The organism is Spirosoma oryzicola, assembly GCF_021233055.1.
Taxonomy (GTDB): domain Bacteria; phylum Bacteroidota; class Bacteroidia; order Cytophagales; family Spirosomataceae; genus Spirosoma; species Spirosoma oryzicola.
Genome location: NZ_CP089538.1, coordinates 301,720 through 319,249, shown reverse-complemented (window position 1 = coordinate 319,249; position 17,530 = coordinate 301,720). Strand labels below are relative to the sequence as shown.

Annotated in this window: 13 protein-coding genes and 1 tRNA gene; all 14 read right to left on the bottom strand. The window is 46.6% G+C overall.

All coding sequences use genetic code 11. The annotated features are described in order from the left end of the window. Window positions 1-13: 13 nt before the first annotated feature. Window positions 14-1,135 (bottom strand): cytochrome c oxidase subunit II, encoded by a 1,122-nt coding sequence (locus LQ777_RS01260; protein WP_232560706.1) that lies wholly within the window; start codon window positions 1,133-1,135, stop codon window positions 14-16. 19 nt (window positions 1,136-1,154) lie between these two features. Then, window positions 1,155-2,465, bottom strand: a complete 1,311-nt coding sequence (locus LQ777_RS01255; RefSeq protein WP_232560705.1) for a quinol:cytochrome C oxidoreductase — start codon at window positions 2,463-2,465, stop codon at window positions 1,155-1,157. A gap of 88 nt (window positions 2,466-2,553) precedes the next feature. Further along, entirely contained in the window at window positions 2,554-3,162 is a 609-nt protein-coding gene (locus tag LQ777_RS01250) for a c-type cytochrome (protein WP_232560704.1), read from the bottom strand. A 14-nt stretch (window positions 3,163-3,176) separates the two neighbouring features. After that, entirely contained in the window at window positions 3,177-3,710 is a 534-nt protein-coding gene (locus LQ777_RS01245) for a DUF3341 domain-containing protein (protein WP_232560703.1), read from the bottom strand. 90 nt (window positions 3,711-3,800) lie between these two features. Next, window positions 3,801-5,231: an NrfD/PsrC family molybdoenzyme membrane anchor subunit gene (gene nrfD, locus LQ777_RS01240; protein ID WP_232560702.1), complete on the bottom strand. Its 1,431-nt coding sequence runs from the start codon at window positions 5,229-5,231 to the stop codon at window positions 3,801-3,803. A 101-nt stretch (window positions 5,232-5,332) separates the two neighbouring features. Next, the gene (locus tag LQ777_RS01235; RefSeq protein WP_232560701.1) at window positions 5,333-8,443 is read right to left on the bottom strand and encodes a TAT-variant-translocated molybdopterin oxidoreductase; all 3,111 of its coding nucleotides are present in this window, start codon (window positions 8,441-8,443) and stop codon (window positions 5,333-5,335) included. Window positions 8,444-8,529: 86 nt separating this feature from the next. Further along, complete coding sequence (locus tag LQ777_RS01230) at window positions 8,530-9,828, bottom strand: c-type cytochrome (RefSeq protein ID WP_425276919.1); 1,299 nt, start codon at window positions 9,826-9,828, stop codon at window positions 8,530-8,532. A 445-nt stretch (window positions 9,829-10,273) separates the two neighbouring features. Continuing rightward, window positions 10,274-12,691 (bottom strand): PAS domain-containing sensor histidine kinase, encoded by a 2,418-nt coding sequence (locus tag LQ777_RS01225; protein WP_232560699.1) that lies wholly within the window; start codon window positions 12,689-12,691, stop codon window positions 10,274-10,276. 195 nt (window positions 12,692-12,886) lie between these two features. Further along, window positions 12,887-12,957 (bottom strand) — tRNA-Cys (locus LQ777_RS01220). A 139-nt stretch (window positions 12,958-13,096) separates the two neighbouring features. Beyond that, the gene (gene rpsA, locus LQ777_RS01215) at window positions 13,097-14,881 is read right to left on the bottom strand and encodes a 30S ribosomal protein S1 (protein WP_232560698.1); all 1,785 of its coding nucleotides are present in this window, start codon (window positions 14,879-14,881) and stop codon (window positions 13,097-13,099) included. Between the two features lie 260 nt (window positions 14,882-15,141). Then, window positions 15,142-15,657, bottom strand: coding sequence for an HNH endonuclease (locus LQ777_RS01210; RefSeq protein WP_232560697.1), 516 nt, complete (start codon window positions 15,655-15,657; stop codon window positions 15,142-15,144). A gap of 97 nt (window positions 15,658-15,754) precedes the next feature. Further along, window positions 15,755-16,216, bottom strand: a complete 462-nt coding sequence (gene smpB, locus LQ777_RS01205) for an SsrA-binding protein SmpB (RefSeq protein WP_232560696.1) — start codon at window positions 16,214-16,216, stop codon at window positions 15,755-15,757. A 242-nt stretch (window positions 16,217-16,458) separates the two neighbouring features. After that, the gene (locus tag LQ777_RS01200) at window positions 16,459-17,064 is read right to left on the bottom strand and encodes an OmpH/Skp family outer membrane protein (protein ID WP_232560695.1); all 606 of its coding nucleotides are present in this window, start codon (window positions 17,062-17,064) and stop codon (window positions 16,459-16,461) included. Between the two features lie 56 nt (window positions 17,065-17,120). Beyond that, the gene (locus tag LQ777_RS01195) at window positions 17,121-17,483 is read right to left on the bottom strand and encodes a hypothetical protein (RefSeq protein ID WP_232560694.1); all 363 of its coding nucleotides are present in this window, start codon (window positions 17,481-17,483) and stop codon (window positions 17,121-17,123) included. Window positions 17,484-17,530 lie beyond the last annotated feature (47 nt).

Here is a 17,530-nt window from a genome sequence, read left to right as displayed (position 1 = left end):
AAGTTTTTTTAGATTAACGAATCGTAGCACTGGCTACTGACAGACCACCGCCCTGTTTCGTTGAGGCTGTTGAACTGTCCGACGGGGCAGCAGCACCATCAGCAGGCAAGTACTTCGCTGCTTTCGCTTTCAGATTGGCAGGAATCCGCGCTGCCAGATCCGGAGTAGAACTCAAGAGTGGCTTTTGCTCTTTGCACCATGCTTGCCACGACGCTTCATCCTCAACAATTAAACGAATACGCATTGAGAAGTGTCCCTGACCGCATACTTCTGTACAAGCGATTTCATAACCGAAGTCCTGGTTGCCGGTAATGTTCCGCATTTCGTCGGTTGTCTTATCAGCAACGAACCAGAAACGAGTTGGCATACCTGGTACAGCATCCATTTTCACCCGAAGATGAGGAATGAATACGCTGTGCAACACATCACGAGCACGGATTTTCAACAAAACAGGTTTGCCCGCTGGAATATGCAATTCAGAAGTTGATACAAAGTCATCAAACGACGATTCATCTGAATAATCAATCCCTGTCTCGTTGTTGTTGTCAATAAGCTTATAGTTGTAAGAACCAAGCTTGTTGTCATCAACACCTGGATAGCGAACGATCCAGTTGAACTGTTTTCCAACGATCTCAAAAACCTGAGCATCTGCTGGAGCTTCAGACATGATATCACGCCATGCGCGCCAGCCGGTGAAAACCAGAATAGCCATCACGATTGCTGGCACCACGGTCCAGATTAACTCCAGCTTGTGGTTTTCTGGATAATAAGCCGCTCTACGACCTTCTTTGTGTTGATACATCCATGAGAATAAAAACAACAGCGCGTTTGTAATAACAAAAGCAACCATGATGATTCCCATCGACAACCAGAACAAGAAATCGGTACGACGACCGTGCGGAGAGGAAGCCTCTGGCAAGAAGAATTGCTTGGCATATAGGAAAGACCATACCACGCCAATTATTCCAAGAATGAAGAAGATCATGAACAAGGCACCGTTGATACGGTTACTCGTCCCTATGCGACCTTCCTCAACGGGACCATTTGCATTCTTTACAACGGTTGCAATCCGAGAAACGACCAATGCAGCCATTCCTAGAAAGATAACCGATAATATAGCAACTATGTAAACCATGTTGTAAGCGGATTATTGATTAGATGTCATGGTGTATGGCTTCCTCTAGCATTGGATGATTCTTTGGAATCAAATTAGCTTTTGTAAGCTGTGAAGAAATAGACCACATGAACCCACAGGCAAAAATCAGAATCATACCGAATTCAATCGGTCCAAAACCACCGTGCTCGCCTACCGTCCCTGGCATAATATTGGTATAGAAATCGAAATAATGACCGATTATAATACCCCAAGCAGCTATCTTAAGAAAGATATATGTCCGCTTGGAATCTCTTGTCATTAGAACGAGAAATGGAAAGACAAAGTTTAGAAGTATATTTATAAAAAATGGTGCTTTATAAATACCCCCAAATCCACTGAAGCGCTCGCGGTAGTAAATTGTTTCCTCTGGAATGTTAGCGTAATAGTAAAGCATGAACTGAGCGAACCACACATAGGTCCAGAAAATGCTGAACGCAAACATGAATTTACCTAGATCCTGAAGATGGCTTTCATTTACTATCTTCAGATAGCCCCTTTCCTTTAGGTTTACAACAGTCAGCGTAATAATAGCTAAACCTGTAACGTGCCAGCTAGCCAGTGTATACCAACCAAACATGGTACTAAACCAGTGAGTATCGATAGACATAACAAAATCCCAGGCCGAGGTTGACGATGTTACGCCAAAAACCACGAGGAAAGCTGTACCTAACCGAATGCTCTTATCGTAGTATTCAGTACCACCGTTTAGATCTTCGTCTAAAGAATACTTGCGGATCATACGCCATAGCACATACCATAGCGCGAAATACAGGACGATACGGATTAGGTAAAATGGCGTATTAAGAAAGCCGTGTTTGCCACTGATTATCGGATCGTATTCTGGACTGCTCTTGTCATACAATGCAGGATTGGTCCAGTGGAACAAATCATGGCCAGCAACAAAGAAGACAAGAAGAATAGCTATACCTGTAAAAGGTAGAAAAGCAGGCAGTGCTTCTGGAACACGTTTAAAGGCAGATGACCAGCCAGCCTGAGCCAGATAGTTGTAGGAAATAAAGAACATCCCGATCACGGAAGCTCCAGCAAAATAGACAGCATTCAGCCAGACGTTTGCCCAAAGCCGATTCGTCCATTTATAGGCGTGATGTCCTGATTCTGCACCTTCGTGTACACCGGCCGCATGAGCAACTTCATGATGTCCATGGGAACCAGCACCCGATGCCAGTAAGTACGCGCCAATTGCGACCAACGCAACTCCGGCTCCGATGCCAATAAGTAGTCGACGCTTGGATTCCGCAGTAAATTCAAATTCTTCGTCTAGCGACGGTATTGCGTGAGCCGATGCCATTCTTAATAGTTTTCAGTTTTCGGTTATTAGCTTTCAGTTCAATGGCTGTCCAATCAAACAACCGAAAACCAAAAGCTAATACTCAAATTTATCCTTGTTGCAATTTGTGTACGTACTGAACAATCTTCCACCGATCTTCAGGGGTAATTTGAGAGCCATGCGGCCACATACGCCCTTTACCATGCGTAATCACATGAAAGATGTGTCCATCATTCATTGTTTTATAAGCATCGGTAGAGTAGTTAGGTACCCCTTTATACTCTTTACCGACAGGTCCATCGCCCTTGCCCGTTGCACCGTGGCAATGTGAGCAATACCGAGTGTACATTAGCTGACCATCAGCTAGCGACTTTTCGGTTTGAGGGATTGGGTTTATCAACGTACGCTCAGCAATAGAGATACTATCGGCTGGGATGTTGTAAATCATCAAATCAGTTGATGCACTATCTCCATCAAACGTAGTATGGTAATTTGGCCTTGAAACCGTTCCCCGAGCTGGGAGACGCATGTTCAGACCATTTTCCCGAACGTTTATGGTGTTTGGCCGAATCTGACGATAAGGTTCATAGCCAACAGCATCGTACATGTTCGGAGCAAATTCAAGACCGGTACTATCATGGCTCCGCTTGCAGGATGTTCCAGCAAACAGTAGCCCAACGATAGCCAGTGCAGTTATGCTTATATGTTTCGTTATCATTCTCATGCGGACCGTTAGAACTGCTTAATGTTAACTTCAGCAGCTCCTGATTTTCTCAGAATTTGCTCTATATCACCTTCGCCAATATTGTTTTTGCTTAGGTCAATAGCCATTGCAAACTTATTATCAGTAGTTCTCAGGTCATACATTAAGGGTTTAACCGTAGGCCCAAGACCGTTTGATACAAGAAAGGTAGCAACCATGCCCAAGGCACAGAACAATACCGTTAATTCAAATATAATCGGTACATAGATGACCGGGGAATACGAATCTTTACCACCAACGATCATTGGCCAGTCGAAACCTTCGGTATAAGCGGTCAATAAAAGAGCAGTAGTTGTACCCGACAGAGCAAATAGAAAAGCGGCAATTCCTAGCCGTGACCGTGGGTGTCCAAGCGCAACGTCCAATCCGTGAATTGGGAATGGTGAATACACTTCATGAATACGTACACCCGCTTTTTTAACATCTTTAACGGCTGTCAGTACAACATCATCATCATCGTAGATGCCTACCAAAAATTTACCGTTACCAATTACGTCTGACATGATCAGTGATTAATGTTTGAGGTTTGTAGCTTGATGGTTGCAGCGTTAACCACAACCATCAAGCCGCCCGGTTACCCAGCTCGAACTAGTTTACTCTACGTCTTTATTGAATGTTGGATTCGCAACGCGCTCCCCTTTAGCAACGCCAGAGACAGACACTGGCAGTCTTTCCGACGACGATTTGATTACGGTCTTTACTTCGGCCATGTTCACTACGGGTAGGAACTTGGAGAACAATAAGAACAACGTAAAGAACAAACCGAATGAGAAGATGTAATCGCTGATATCGAACAAGGTTGGATGGAACATAGCCCAGCTCGATGGCAGGTAATCACGGTGCAGCGAGGTAACGATAATTACGAACCGCTCGAACCACATACCAATGTTTACCACAACTGACAACGTAAATGTCCAAACGATGCTCCGACGGATAGCCCGTGACCAGAAAAGCTGTGGAGTGATTACGTTACAGGTCATCATCGCCCAGTAAGCCCACCAGTAAGGACCTGTGGCACGGTTGATAAACGCGTAACTTTCAAATTCAACTCCAGAATACCAAGCGATAAAGAACTCTGTCAGGTAAGCCACGCCCACAATAGAACCTGTTAGCGTAATGACTTTGTTCATCGACTCAATGTGCTCAAGCGTAATGTAATCTTCCAATTTAAATACGACCCGGATGATTAACACAAGGTTTTGCACCATGGCAAATCCGGAGAAGATAGCACCAGCTACGAAGTAAGGAGGGAAGATTGTTGTATGCCATCCTGGAATCACCGACGTAGCAAAGTCAAATGATACGATGGTGTGTACAGACAATACAAGTGGAGTAGACAGACCAGCCAGGATCAAGCTCATGTATTCATAACGAGCCCACGTTTTAGCGGAACCGTTCCAACCTAGCGAGAATGCACCATAAATATAACGAGATACTTTGCTGCGAGCCCGGTCGCGGATGGTAGCTAGGTCAGGCAGTAAGCCCATGTACCAGAAAACCAGCGATACAGTGAAGTATGTGCTAATAGCAAATACGTCCCATACAAGTGGAGATTTGAAGTTTACCCACAACGACCCGAATGTATTTGGCAGCGGTAATGCCCAGTAAGCGAGCCAAGGCCGACCCATGTGCATCAGAATGAACGTAGCTGCGCAAATAACGGCGAAAATGGTCATCGCTTCAGCCGCGCGGTTTACAGCCGTCCGCCATTTTTGACGGAACAGTAGTAAGATCGCAGAGATCAGCGTTCCGGCGTGACCGATACCAACCCACCACACGAAGTTGGTAATGTCCCATGCCCAACCGACTGTTTTATTCAAGCCCCATACACCAAGGCCCTCCCACCAGGTCCAGAACACGCAGGCGGTTCCGTAGAGTAGCACAACCACCGAGATGGTAAAGGCAATCGTCCACTCGCGGGTGGGGCTTCCCTCAACCTGTCTGCTGATATCCTCCGTCACGTCGGCGTAGGTCTTACCACCGGTGACCAGAGGAGTTCTTACGGCTGATGTTACATGCGACATATACTTACTTTTTTTATTTTCGATTTACGATGTACGATTTACAGTTTGTGTTCTCTTGATGTTTAAAATCATGAGTTACAGGCCGTAAATTGTAAGTTACATTATGCCTCTGATTCCTGACGAGCTTTTTGTTTAGGCTCTTCGTCTTTGTTCCGGATTTTCGTAAGGTACGAAATCTGCGGTCTTACGTTAATCTCTTCGAGCACGTGGAAAGCACGACCTTGCCGTTCGGTTTCCAGTGTTTTAGAAATCGTACTCTCCGGATTGTTCATATCTCCGAAAATAATCGCATTCGTTGGGCAGGCTTGTGCACAAGCTGTCTGAATTTCGTCAGGCATTGGCCGGCGACGTTCTTTCTTGGCAGTCAGTTTACCTTCCTGAATACGTTGTACGCAGAATGAACATTTTTCGATTACACCGCGTGAACGAACCGTTACGTCCGGGTTAATGACCATTTTACCAAGGTCATTATTGAAGTTGTAATCAAAGTTATCGTTATCGAAGTACTTAAACCAGTTGAACCGGCGTACTTTATAAGGACAGTTGTTTGCGCAATAACGTGTACCTACACAACGGTTATAGGTCATTTGGTTAAGACCTTCCGTGCTGTGGGTAGTAGCCAACACTGGGCATACCGTTTCGCAGGGAGCGTTGCTGCAATGCTGACACAGCATTGGCTGGAACGTTACTTCAGGGTTAGCTGATGCAACTTCTAACTCTCTAACGTCTTCTGGATCGGCGTCGCTACTGTAGTAACGGTCAATCCGAATCCAGTGCATTTCACGACGGTTGATAACTTCCTGACGACCAACAACAGCAACGTTGTTTTCGGATTGGCAACCGATTACGCACGCGTTACAGCCGATGCATGAGTTCAGGTCAATAACCATACCCCATGAATGGTTTGGCTTTCCGTAACCATTCCATAGCGTAATATCAGTTGGCGCTTTTGGCCCTTCCGATGTCGCTACTCTTGGCTCATACCGGCCCGCCATCGGGTTCTTCTGGTAATCAGCGAGTATCGCTTCCTGAAGAACAGCTTTACGACCCATCACGGTCTCGTGCGTCTGCGTCTGCGCTATTTCGTGCGATCCACCAGCCTTGTCAACTTTTGCGTCGAAAGCAGCATACGTTACATAGCCACCGGCTAGCGTAACAAACGGAAACGCGTTTTTACCGACACCATTTGCCGACTTACCAGCTTTCTCACGACCATAACCGACGGCCACAGAAACTGTGTTGTCTGCCTGGCCAGGTTGAACAAGAACAGGCAACTCTATCGACTTACCACCAACGCTTACCGTTACCAGGTCGTTCTGAGCAAGGCCCATATCGTTGGCTGTCTTCTGCGATAGCGATGCGTAGTTATCCCAGCAAGCCTTTGTAACAGGATCCGGCATTTCCTGTAACCAGGGGTTATTAGCCATTGCACCTGTACCAACGCTTACTTTCTCATAGAGCGCTAGCTCCATGCCTGTTGTTGGTCTGTAACGCTGAGCAATTCCGGCAGCAGCTTGTGCTACGTTGCCAGCAAAAGAAGCTCCACCTGCTACTGCTGCACCTTTATTAGGCTCGAATACACCGTCGTGTAAGCTCTTGATCCAGAACGAATCAAAAGAGCTGAAGCCAGACGCTTGTGGGTAGCGGTTCGCCCGCCAGTAGTTTTTTAAATACGTCTGAAAATCACCTGGTTTGCCAGCCCACGTCAAAAGACTCGATTGAAATTGGCGAGTTTTATAAATGTTGGTGATGGCAGGCTGCATCAGACTGTAGAAACCCTGTTTTGGCTCAGCATCATTCCAGCACTCCAGATAATGAGGAGCTGGCGCAATGTATTTTGCCAACGAAGCCGTTTCGTCAGCCCGATCCGCAAATGACACGGATAAGGCAACTTTAGGCAACGCTTCACCTAATTCAGCACCACGAGGATGATCGTATACCGGGTTAGCACCAAAAATAAGTACTGCTCCTACGCGACCTCCTTTAACTTCGTCGATAAAAGCATTCATCTGCTGGTCATTACCCTGACGGTAATTAACCGGCGTATTGATATCGATTGTTGTTCCGTAGCTACCCAGCAGATTGTTCAGGGCATTCACAACGATCTGAACATTTGGATCGTTAGAACCTGATACAACCAGTGCGCGTCCACGTGAACGGGCCAGATCGTTGGCAGCTTTGTCAAGATTAGCAACAGTAACAGCTGGCGTACTGATCGCTGATCCGCCTAGTTTAGCCGCTACTTTGTTATACAGCGCTGCGACAACCAGACCTTCCTGCGATGGCTTGATGGCGGTACGGTAATCAGCGTTAGCACCTGTCATCGACAGTCCGGTTTCGAACTGATAGTGCCGCGACATGGTTTTCTTACCACCACCGACAGCACCGATTTTCCGTCCCGTTGCGTACGGACGAGCATATTCTAGCGGAGCAATCCACGTACCAAGGAAGTCAGCACCAACACTAACGATTGTTTGCGCTTTGCCAAAATCGTAGGAAGGAATAACAGCCTTACCAAACGAAGCCTGGTTAGCCTGCGTAATACCAAATGCTGAGTTGGCATCGTACATAATGTGACGTGCCGTTGGGTATTTGGCAACGAAATCAGCTACGACAGCTTTGGTTGCCGGGCTAAGAATCGTTGATGTAACAATCCGGATGGCACCTCCACGAGACGCAACCGAATTCAGCTGAGTGACAATCTCCCGGTCTGCTGTAGCCCAGTCAATATCTGACTCACCCCGCTTTGGACCTTTCAGCTTATCAATATCATACAGTGACAAAACCGATGCCTGAACCCGAGCGGTGGTACCACCTTTCGAAATGCTGGACAGCGGGTTACCTTCAATTTTGATAGGCCGACCTTCGCGTGTTTCAACTAAAACGGCAGCGTAATCACCGCCTTCGGTATACGTTGATGCGTAGTAGTCTGAAATAGAAGGAAATGTAAATTCCGGTTTGTTGATGTACGGAATTGCTTTATGAACTGGGGTTTCGCAGGCTGCCAAAGTCACGGCTGCCATGCCAAAGCCCATTACTTTCAGGAAATCACGGCGCTGGGTGTTTGAACCACCGAGCAGACCTTCCAAGTCACTCGGCGAGTCTTGCGGATCAGGATTAGCAAACTCGCTGTTAGCGTTTTTTACAAACGTTGCGTCGTTGCGTAATTCTTCAACCCCTTTCCAATACCGTTTGGTCGTATTCTCTTCCATGCGTGTTGTAATCGGTAAGATACCTGTTGGTTGAACCGGCCGGTCAAACCTGACGTATTACGGTCAGGTCTATACGGCTCAGTGGATTAATAATGGCATTTAGAACATTCTAGACCGCCGATATTAGCCACTTTGAGCGGCTCTTTGCTTTCTTTCCGGTGGAGAGCGACTAACTTATCGTAGTAAGCATTGTCTTTCGTATTAACTTCCGTCTTGCGGTGGCAGTCAATACACCAGCCCATCGTCAGCGACGAACGCTGCTCAACTACTTCCATTTTTTCAATCTCACCGTGGCAGGTCTGGCACTGTACGTTACCGACGTTTACGTGTTGAGCATGGTTGAAGTAAGCCAGATCAGGCAGGTTATGAACCCGAATCCATTCGATAGGACGATTCTGTTCAATAGCTGTGTAGATCTTTTGAATTTCCGGAGACTCTTTCTTGATGACGCCGTGGCAGTTCATACAGATATTAGCCGACGGAATCGTAGCGCTCTTACCCTTATTAACCCCTGTGTGACAGTAGTTACAATCGATCTTGTACTGACCTGCATGCAGCTTGTGCGAATAAGCGATTGGCTGCTTAGGTGCGTAACCTTGTTGAATACCGATGCTGTAAGCGCCATCGAATGTTTCTTTCGTAGCAACCAAGATAAACAACCAGATTACAATCGAGCGAAGTGTCGAGTTATTGAAAGCGCTAGACAAACCGTCTTTCAAACGCTGTCCAAATGATGAAGTAGTTTGTGTTCCATCGACAGTTACCGGCGTTACGGCTTTCGACAGGATCGTTACGATTACCAGCAGGACGCCCAGAACGAGCAACATCACTACAAGTAAAGCAACAAGTACTACTGTAAACAGCTCAGAAGGACTACCAGCGGTTGCTCCACCCGGCTGACTTACGCCTGCTGTGTTTGCGTTACCTGGTGTGCTTGTAGGTCCCGCTGTTGCAGGTTTATTAGCTTGGTCAATATAAGCTAGAATTCCATCGATGTCAGCATCCGACAAATTGGGGAAGCTCGACATCTGTACTTTACCATTGGCGTTGAATACTTGGTTAGCATACGCATCACCAGATGCAATCACAGCGGATGAATTACGTATCCATTTGTGAAGCCAATCTTTGCTTGGAGCCCGCTCTTCAATACCTTTTAAGCCCGGGCCAACTACTTTCTCATCTGTTACTGCGTGGCACTGTGCACAGTTGTTAGTAAACAGACTTTTTCCTTTTTCAGCATCACCACCACCCCCAGAAGCAGGTGCAGCCGCAGCCGCACCACCGCCCGCAGTTGCAGATGAGTCCTGCGCCTTTAGCTGACCGCCGTTAAATAACAGCGCCAGTGACAGGGCCATAGCCCCGCAAAACTTAGACAAACGACTCATTGTTAGACATCTATTCATTAAGTTGATCAACATAATCACCACTGACCTTTCATAGGTCCACAAAAGTACTACACGAATGCTGTATAGGCAAAAGCAGACGTTTAGTTATTTTGCATTCTCAATTTTATTTATATTGTTTCTAATTAAGAAGGATCGTACTGCCCATTGGCGATTTGGGCAAATAATCAAACGAGCTATTCGGCAAAAAAGCTATTTCACAATTCTTTCAAGAATGTCAGTCAGAAAGACTACAAGGATTATTTAAACCGCTCGAGTAAGTTGTAAACATGGGCGGTCTTTATTTGTTGAAAATAACTTATTGACTATTAGCCAACTGCTGTTTTCATCGGAAGAGGATAAACTTAGCTAGCTAAAGACGAGCATAGCGGTCAGATTATTCGCCCACATCTTCGCTATTCGTTCAGCCTGTTCTCAATACTGAATTTCAAGATTCATAGGGCAGAAATACTTGAAACGTGCTACCCTGACCGAGTTGGCTCGTAGCGGTAATTGTCCCCCCATGGTTGGAAACTACCTTTTGAACAATAGCCAATCCTATGCCGGTACCATCATATTGATTTTTGCCGTGCAGACGCTGGAAAACCTGAAAAATACGATCAAGGTATTTTTCATCAAACCCAATTCCATTATCACTAATACTAATTAGTTGATAGCTAGCTGACTGCCGAATCATGTTGATGGTTGACGGCAAATCAGATGCGGCTATGCGCTGCGCACTTATATGGATATCCGGCTTTACATCCGGTCGGCGAAACTTCAGAGAGTTTGATAGTAAGTTCTGAAAGAGTTGTCGCAGCTGAGACTCATCCCCTTTTATAACTGGCAATGAATCGATCTGTACCGTTGCATCAGCATCTTGAATAGCGATGTCCAAGTCTTCGACTACACGGCTTATCACCCGTTCCAAAGGTATTTCTGTAGTGGTTTGGGTTTTGGTCGTAATCCGCGAAAAAGTCAAGAGATCTTTAATCAGGATAGACATCCGCTGGGCAGCGAGTTGCATTCGTTCAAGATATGTTACGCCATCGCCCAATTCAGTACTGTACTGGTTTTTCAATAGGTCGCCAAACTGTTGCACCTTGCGCAGTGGCTCCTGCAAATCATGTGACGCGATAAATGCGAACTGTTGCAGGTTATCGTTTGCGGTTAAGAGATCTTTGTTTAGTCCTTCAAGCTGAAGTTGGGTCTGCTTTAGTTCGGTGATGTCGAGAAATGACAAGACTAAAAAGTCGCCTTGGCGGACTCCCTGGACCTGATACCAGATATCGTAGCCATCCTGCGTGTAATGATTGTGATAACGCAGCGGGGTTCCGGTTTCCGCTAATTCTAAATAAAGGTGCCAAGCCTTGCTGCCTTTCATACCAGGAAACACTTCTGACATCGTTTTACCGATCAGGCGGTCTACGGGTATGCCCGTCATGCGTGAAGCCATCTGGTTAATCAACACGTAACGCAGGTCAATGACGGTTGCAGTCTTTTCGTCACGAACAATCGAGTAAAGCGCAATAGCAGTCAGTGCGCTGTCGGTAACGAACCGGAGTTGATCGGCTTGCTGCTCTACAAGTACCGTAGCTTGCTGAAGCGCCTGAGTACGCCCTTGCACTTGTTGCTCCAGCTCCCGTGCGTACTGTTTTTGGGTTGTTATGTCTTTAGCAATACCACGTATGACTAGATCTGCATCGTTCGGACTTCGTCTGACCACGCGTCCCTGAGCCAGATACAGCCGTTCTTGTCCTGTTTGCCGGTTAATGGCCCATAGCTCAATATCGGTTGTTGTACCTACATCTTTAGAAAAAGCTTGATTCAAGGACACTTCGACCGAATTGCGGTCTCGCATCGTATCAAGCACTTGCGTAAGGGTAATTCTTTCATCGTGCGAGAATCCCAGCCAATCTCTAGCCCGTTCGGAAAGCAGGAGTACATCCTTAGCCGGATCTATCTCAAAGGTGCTTAGTTCCGCAAGTTCAATGGCATCCCGCAGGCTTTCTTCGCTGGATTGTAATAAGGAGAGTAGCTTTTTCTGTTCTGCCTGTGCCTGGAGCTCAGTCGTAATATCCTGTACAATCGTAATGAAGCTATCGGGTTTTCCATCCTGATCCCGAATTAAGGCTGAACTCACCTGAGCCCATACAATAGAGCCGTCTTTACGAATGTAACGTTTGTTGAATACATACGAATTCGCTTCTTCCGCTAACAGCTGCTGCGCTAAGAAAATATTTTCCTGTACATCGTCTGGATGACTGATTGCTTGAAAATGCTGATCGTGTAACTCTTCCTGATCGTAGCCTACCAAGTCAGCAAATGCTTTGTTGATAAGCTGTATTCTGCTGTGCGTATCCAGAATAACCACGCCGACCGAAGCATTGGAGAAGGCCATTTGAAATCGCTGCTCGACAGTCTGTAGCGTAGCTTCCCTGCGTTTTTCGTCAGTAATGTCTTGGGCCGTGCCCGAAAAATAATCCGCTGTTCCGGATGCCTGCATCGTTACCCGGCCTGTAATACGAATCCAGCGAACTTTCTCGTCGACCGGACTGGTGATTCGGTAATCAATAGTTGTGGGTTTACCCGTTTGTCGACTTGGCGGCTCCGCCAGTATTGCCTGCATCCGTATCAAATCCTGCGGATCGATTCGGGACATAAACTCATCCAGCCTGACGGACGCGTGAGGCCAATTATAGATTCGCTGGCATTGTTCGTCCCAAAGGACACGGTTTTGTTGAGGAAACATCGTCCACAGACCAATGCCAACCGCTTCTAGGGCTGCACTCGTCTGTTTTCTTACCCGATCAAGCTCTTCTCGTAAAGCGACCAGCTCTTCCTCAACGTTTTTATAGTTGCCCATCAGTGAATTACATCCGTAACGTCTATCAGTTAAGATAGCAGAAAAAGCCGCAATCTATCGCCATCGTATGAATGATTTGAGATACTCAGTAAAATAATTGATCTGTTGATAAAGAAGACTTGACGCTATAACTCATTTTGTTGAGCAAAGGCCACAAAAAAAGGCTAACCAGTATTGATTAGCCTTTTTTTGGTGAGGTTCCGAGCGGATTCGAACCGCTGTACGAGGTTTTGCAGACCTCTGCCTAGCCACTCGGCCACGGAACCTTATAGCCCGAATTGATCTGTATGCCGGATTCGGGAGTGCAAACATACGATTTTATCTCTTATTTTGAAAAGAGTGTTGAAAAAAATCCCCTGAACCTTTCGGCCCAGAGGATTTTCACCGTAAATCTATACGAGAAGACTAGTTACGACCTTCTAGCTGCTCTTTCAGAGCCGCCAGCGCGTCGAGGTCTCCTAAGGTTGCACCACGGTCAGACTGGTTCGAAGTAGAAGCTGGTTTAGCAGCAGCAGCTTTAGGCTTTTGCTCTTTCACTGGCTCATTCTTCTCCTGCCACGATTTCGTGTGCGACAGCATGATCCGCTTTTCGTCTTTCGAGAATTCGGTTACTTTGAAATCAAGCGTTTCGCCTACTTCAGCAAATGTACCGTCTTCTTTAGCAAGATTTTTCAATGAAGAGAAGCCTTCGATGCCGTAAGGCAGTTCGAGCGTTGCCATCTTATCGTTCTTGCTGATAATCGTACACCGGTGAATCGTACCAACGGCGAATACGGTTTCGAACGTATCCCATGGGTTCTCTTCGAGTTGCTTGTGACCCAGAGCCAGACGACGGTTTTCGATGTCCAGTTCAAGAACAATCACTTCAAGTTCTTCACCAACCTTGATGAAGTCAGAAGGATGTTTCACTTTCTTCGTCCACGACAGATCCGATACGTGTACCAGACCATCAATGCCTTCTTCCAGTTCGAGGAACAAGCCGAAGTTGGTCAGGTTACGAACCACGCCTTTGTGCTTGGTGCCAATTGCATACTTCGTACGAAGTTCTGGACGAGTCCAAGGATCTTCGGTCAGTTGCTTGATACCCAGCGACATTTTGCGGTCAGCGCGGTCGAGTGTCAGCACAACAGCTTCTACTTCGTCACCAACTTTCAGGAACTCCTGTGGGTTACGCAGGTGCTGCGACCACGACATTTCTGAAACGTGGATCAGACCTTCTACACCCGGCATGATTTCGAGGAACGCACCGTAGTCGGCTACGTTTACGATCTTGCCTTTTACTTTCGATCCTACTTCGATGTTTTCTTCCAGAGCATCCCAAGGATGAGCCTGAAGTTGCTTCATGCCCAGCGAGATACGCTTTTTGTCCTCGTCGAAATCCAGAACAACCACGTTGACCTTCTGGTCGAGGTGCAGTACTTCGGATGGATGACTGATGCGGCCCCACGAGATATCCGTGATGTGCAACAGACCATCGACACCACCAAGATCGATGAACACACCGAAGTTGGTCATGTTTTTGATCACGCCTTCCAGAACCTGACCTTTTTCGAGGTTGTTCAGGATTTGAGCGCGTTGTGCTTCGAGGTCTTTCTCGATCAGTACTTTGTGCGAAACGACAACGTTATCGTTTGCATAGTTGATCTTCACGACTTTAACCTCCATTTTCTTGCCGACAAAGATGTCGAAGTCACGAATCGGCTTCACGTCGATCTGCGAACCTGGCAAGAAAGCTTCAATACTGAAAATATCAACGATCAGACCACCCTTTGTCCGGCGCTTCACGAAGCCATCGATAACGAGGTCTTCGTCCAGAGCCTTCTGGATTTTCTGCCATGCGGTAATCACTTTCGCTTTTTTACGCGATAATACCAGCTGGCCGTTCGGGTCTTCCTGATTTTCTACGTAAACTTCAATTTCATCACCCATCTTCAGGTCCGGCATATCCCGGAATTCGGAAGCTGGAACCAATCCGTCCGACTTGAAGCCGATGTTGAGCAGTACCTCACGGTCTGTGATCCCAACGACGGTTCCCATAACGACTTCTTTTTCTTTAACTTCCGACAGGGTATTGTCGTACAGTTCTAACATCCGGTTGCGCTCCGCATCCGAATAGCCACTTCCGAATCCTTTGTTGTCTGCCCGGTCCCAATCAAATGCCGGCAGTTCGCGTTGCTGCGTTTTGCTCATAAAAAAAGTTTTCCTGACCCACTCGGTACATCAGTCCGTGGGTCAACGGCGGACTGACTTTTGGTTTTATAAAATGGTACCTTTAAAAAAGGACTGCAAAGATAGCAATTGCTTTGTGGAAAAAGTTTCTCGGCAGGTAAAACTCTTTGAAATTGAGCAAGAAAAAGCAAAAAAGAAGAAGGAAACGGCCCGCCCAAGAGGTTCGCATTTCGCGGAACACTTAGGGCGGGCCGTTTCCTTCTTCTTCGTATATCGTTATCTTACTGAAAAGCCTTTCCTTTTTTGCTCAAAAAGGGCATCCAGCTTTGTTCAAGAGACCCGGAAAATTCGCGTAGGAAAACTAAAAAAGTGGGCTTGAACGGTTTTTGACGAAGCTTCATGTTTGCTTCTTCGGGGGTATAATCGCCTTTTCGCGAGTTACACCGTTTGCAGGCGGTAGCCAGATTGTCCCAGCTTGTTTTTCCACCGCGTGATTTGGGCAGAACGTGGTCGAGTGTCAGGTCTTCGGTCGTTCCGCAGTATTGGCAATTGTGGCCGTCGCGCTTAAAAATATTCTGCCTAGTAAGCATAACGCCTTTGTAGGGCAGACTAACGTACCGATGTAACCGGATAACCGACGGCATCGGGAACTCGGCCGAAACGGTTCGTAGCATAAATTGCTCAGATTCGGCGATGAGTTCGGCTTTGTCTAAATAAACCAGCAAAAATGCTTTTGGAACGGAGCAGATGCTGAGTGCACTGTAATCTTGATTTAAGACTAATACTTTCCTGCCCATGTCGCGTTTAGATGCCTCTGTACGGTAGCAAGTTACAGAGTTATCCACATAACGACAAGAGTTGTGGAAAATTTAGTAGATGCCCAGAAACGTAAACTTAATAGCGTTCTCGTTGCATCTCTCGGGTTACATCGCGCTCTTTGATGCTATCGCGCTTATCGTACAGTTTCTTACCCTTGGCGAGCGCAATTTCAATTTTAGCGAACCCACGCTCGCTGGTAAACATCCGAACGGGAACAATCGTAAGTCCCTGATCCTTTAGCTTTTCGTTCAGCCGCCTTATTTCCCGCTTGGTCAACAGCAGTTTTCGGTCCCGTAACGGCTCGTGATTATAATGCGTCCCTTCACTGTAGAGCGAGATATTCATCTGACGAATAAATAATTCGTCGCCATGAATCAGACAGTAAGCGTCCTGCAAGTTCACTTTCCCCTGCCGTACCGACTTGATTTCTGTACCAGTCAGTACGATACCGGCGGTGTAGGTTTCTAAGAATGAATATTCAAACGACGCCCGGCGGTTTCGAATATCAACCTGTTTAACAATAGAAGCGGAGGCCATGCAATACTATATATAATTGTGATGCCTAAAAGCAGGCTTTAGCCTTTAGTAATCCAAATAAACAACTACTAGCAGGTCGAAAATAACCCGGTAAGGTCAAGAACACACGAAACAGAACAGAGGTTTGTTTGCGTACGAAAATTGTCTTTGCGAGGCCCTCTTCTACCCTATTCACGAACAAAAAGCGTCGGTCGACAAACAAATAGTCTGTTAACCGACGCTTTGTAACGAGCTATGCTTGCTTATTTTTTCGCTGGCTTATCCTGCTTCGTCTTATATTCTTGGTTTAATCCCGCCAGTATACGGCTGGTTTGATCACTTGATGGATCAGCGAAAAGGATTCCACCGCCTTTGGTATAACCCAACACGAACTCGTATTTATTCTTCGCGTTTTCTTTTTTCAGGTAGTCGTAGATCTGGTCGTACAATTCCTTGTTTTTGTTCTGTTCTTCGACAGCCAGGTTTTGGGCGGCCCGCTCACGATAAGCCAGGATGTCCTGTTGCTCTTTCTGAAGCGACGCTTCTGTAGCGCGGCCCTGCTCCTGGGTCATAGTAGCTGCCCGCTGCTGAAAGAACGCTACTTTGTTTTGCAGATTACGGCCTTTAGCAGTCAGGTCATTCTCTAATTGGAAACGTTTGCTTTCCAGCACTTTCTGCGTGTCTTTGAAATACTCATATTTAGTCAGCAACGAATCGACATTCACGTATACAATGGCTTTTCCTTTTGCTTCGGCAGGCACGGCTGCCGTCGAAGTGGTTTCGGGCTGACGATCTTTAAAGTGCAGGTAATACAGAACAGCTACGGCAATTGTCAGGACGACATTTAGAATCAATGAAGCATTCTTCACAGTAAAATGGATTGGTTAGTTGCAAGTTTATCTTACAAATGTAGGGGTTTTACAAGTTACGAAGTATGCTTTACGGGTTGATTTCCGGTCACTTGTCGAACAAAGAAACCGGAAAGTCCAGCCAGACCACCCACTAAGCCGCCAACAAGCGCTGTGGCTAGCAGTGGCAGGCCCGCGTTGTTTGTCCGAAAAATCAGTTGGCTCATTCGTCCCGTAAAAACACCATCAGTACGCAGGTGAATCAGTAATGCATAGGCCAGCCAGACCAGGGCGACGCCCGCAAAACCATAAAAGAAAGCTCGTCCGGCTCGCTCGCTACGCCAAAAGCAAACCAAAAAGGCGATGATGGCCAGGCTCCACCAGGGAAGTACGAGCTGAGCCAGCAAACTAAGCAGCGCAATTAACAGAATTTGAATCATGAAAATAGTACGGGAACCGCTGGGAGTTAAGAATGTGAACTTAGTGT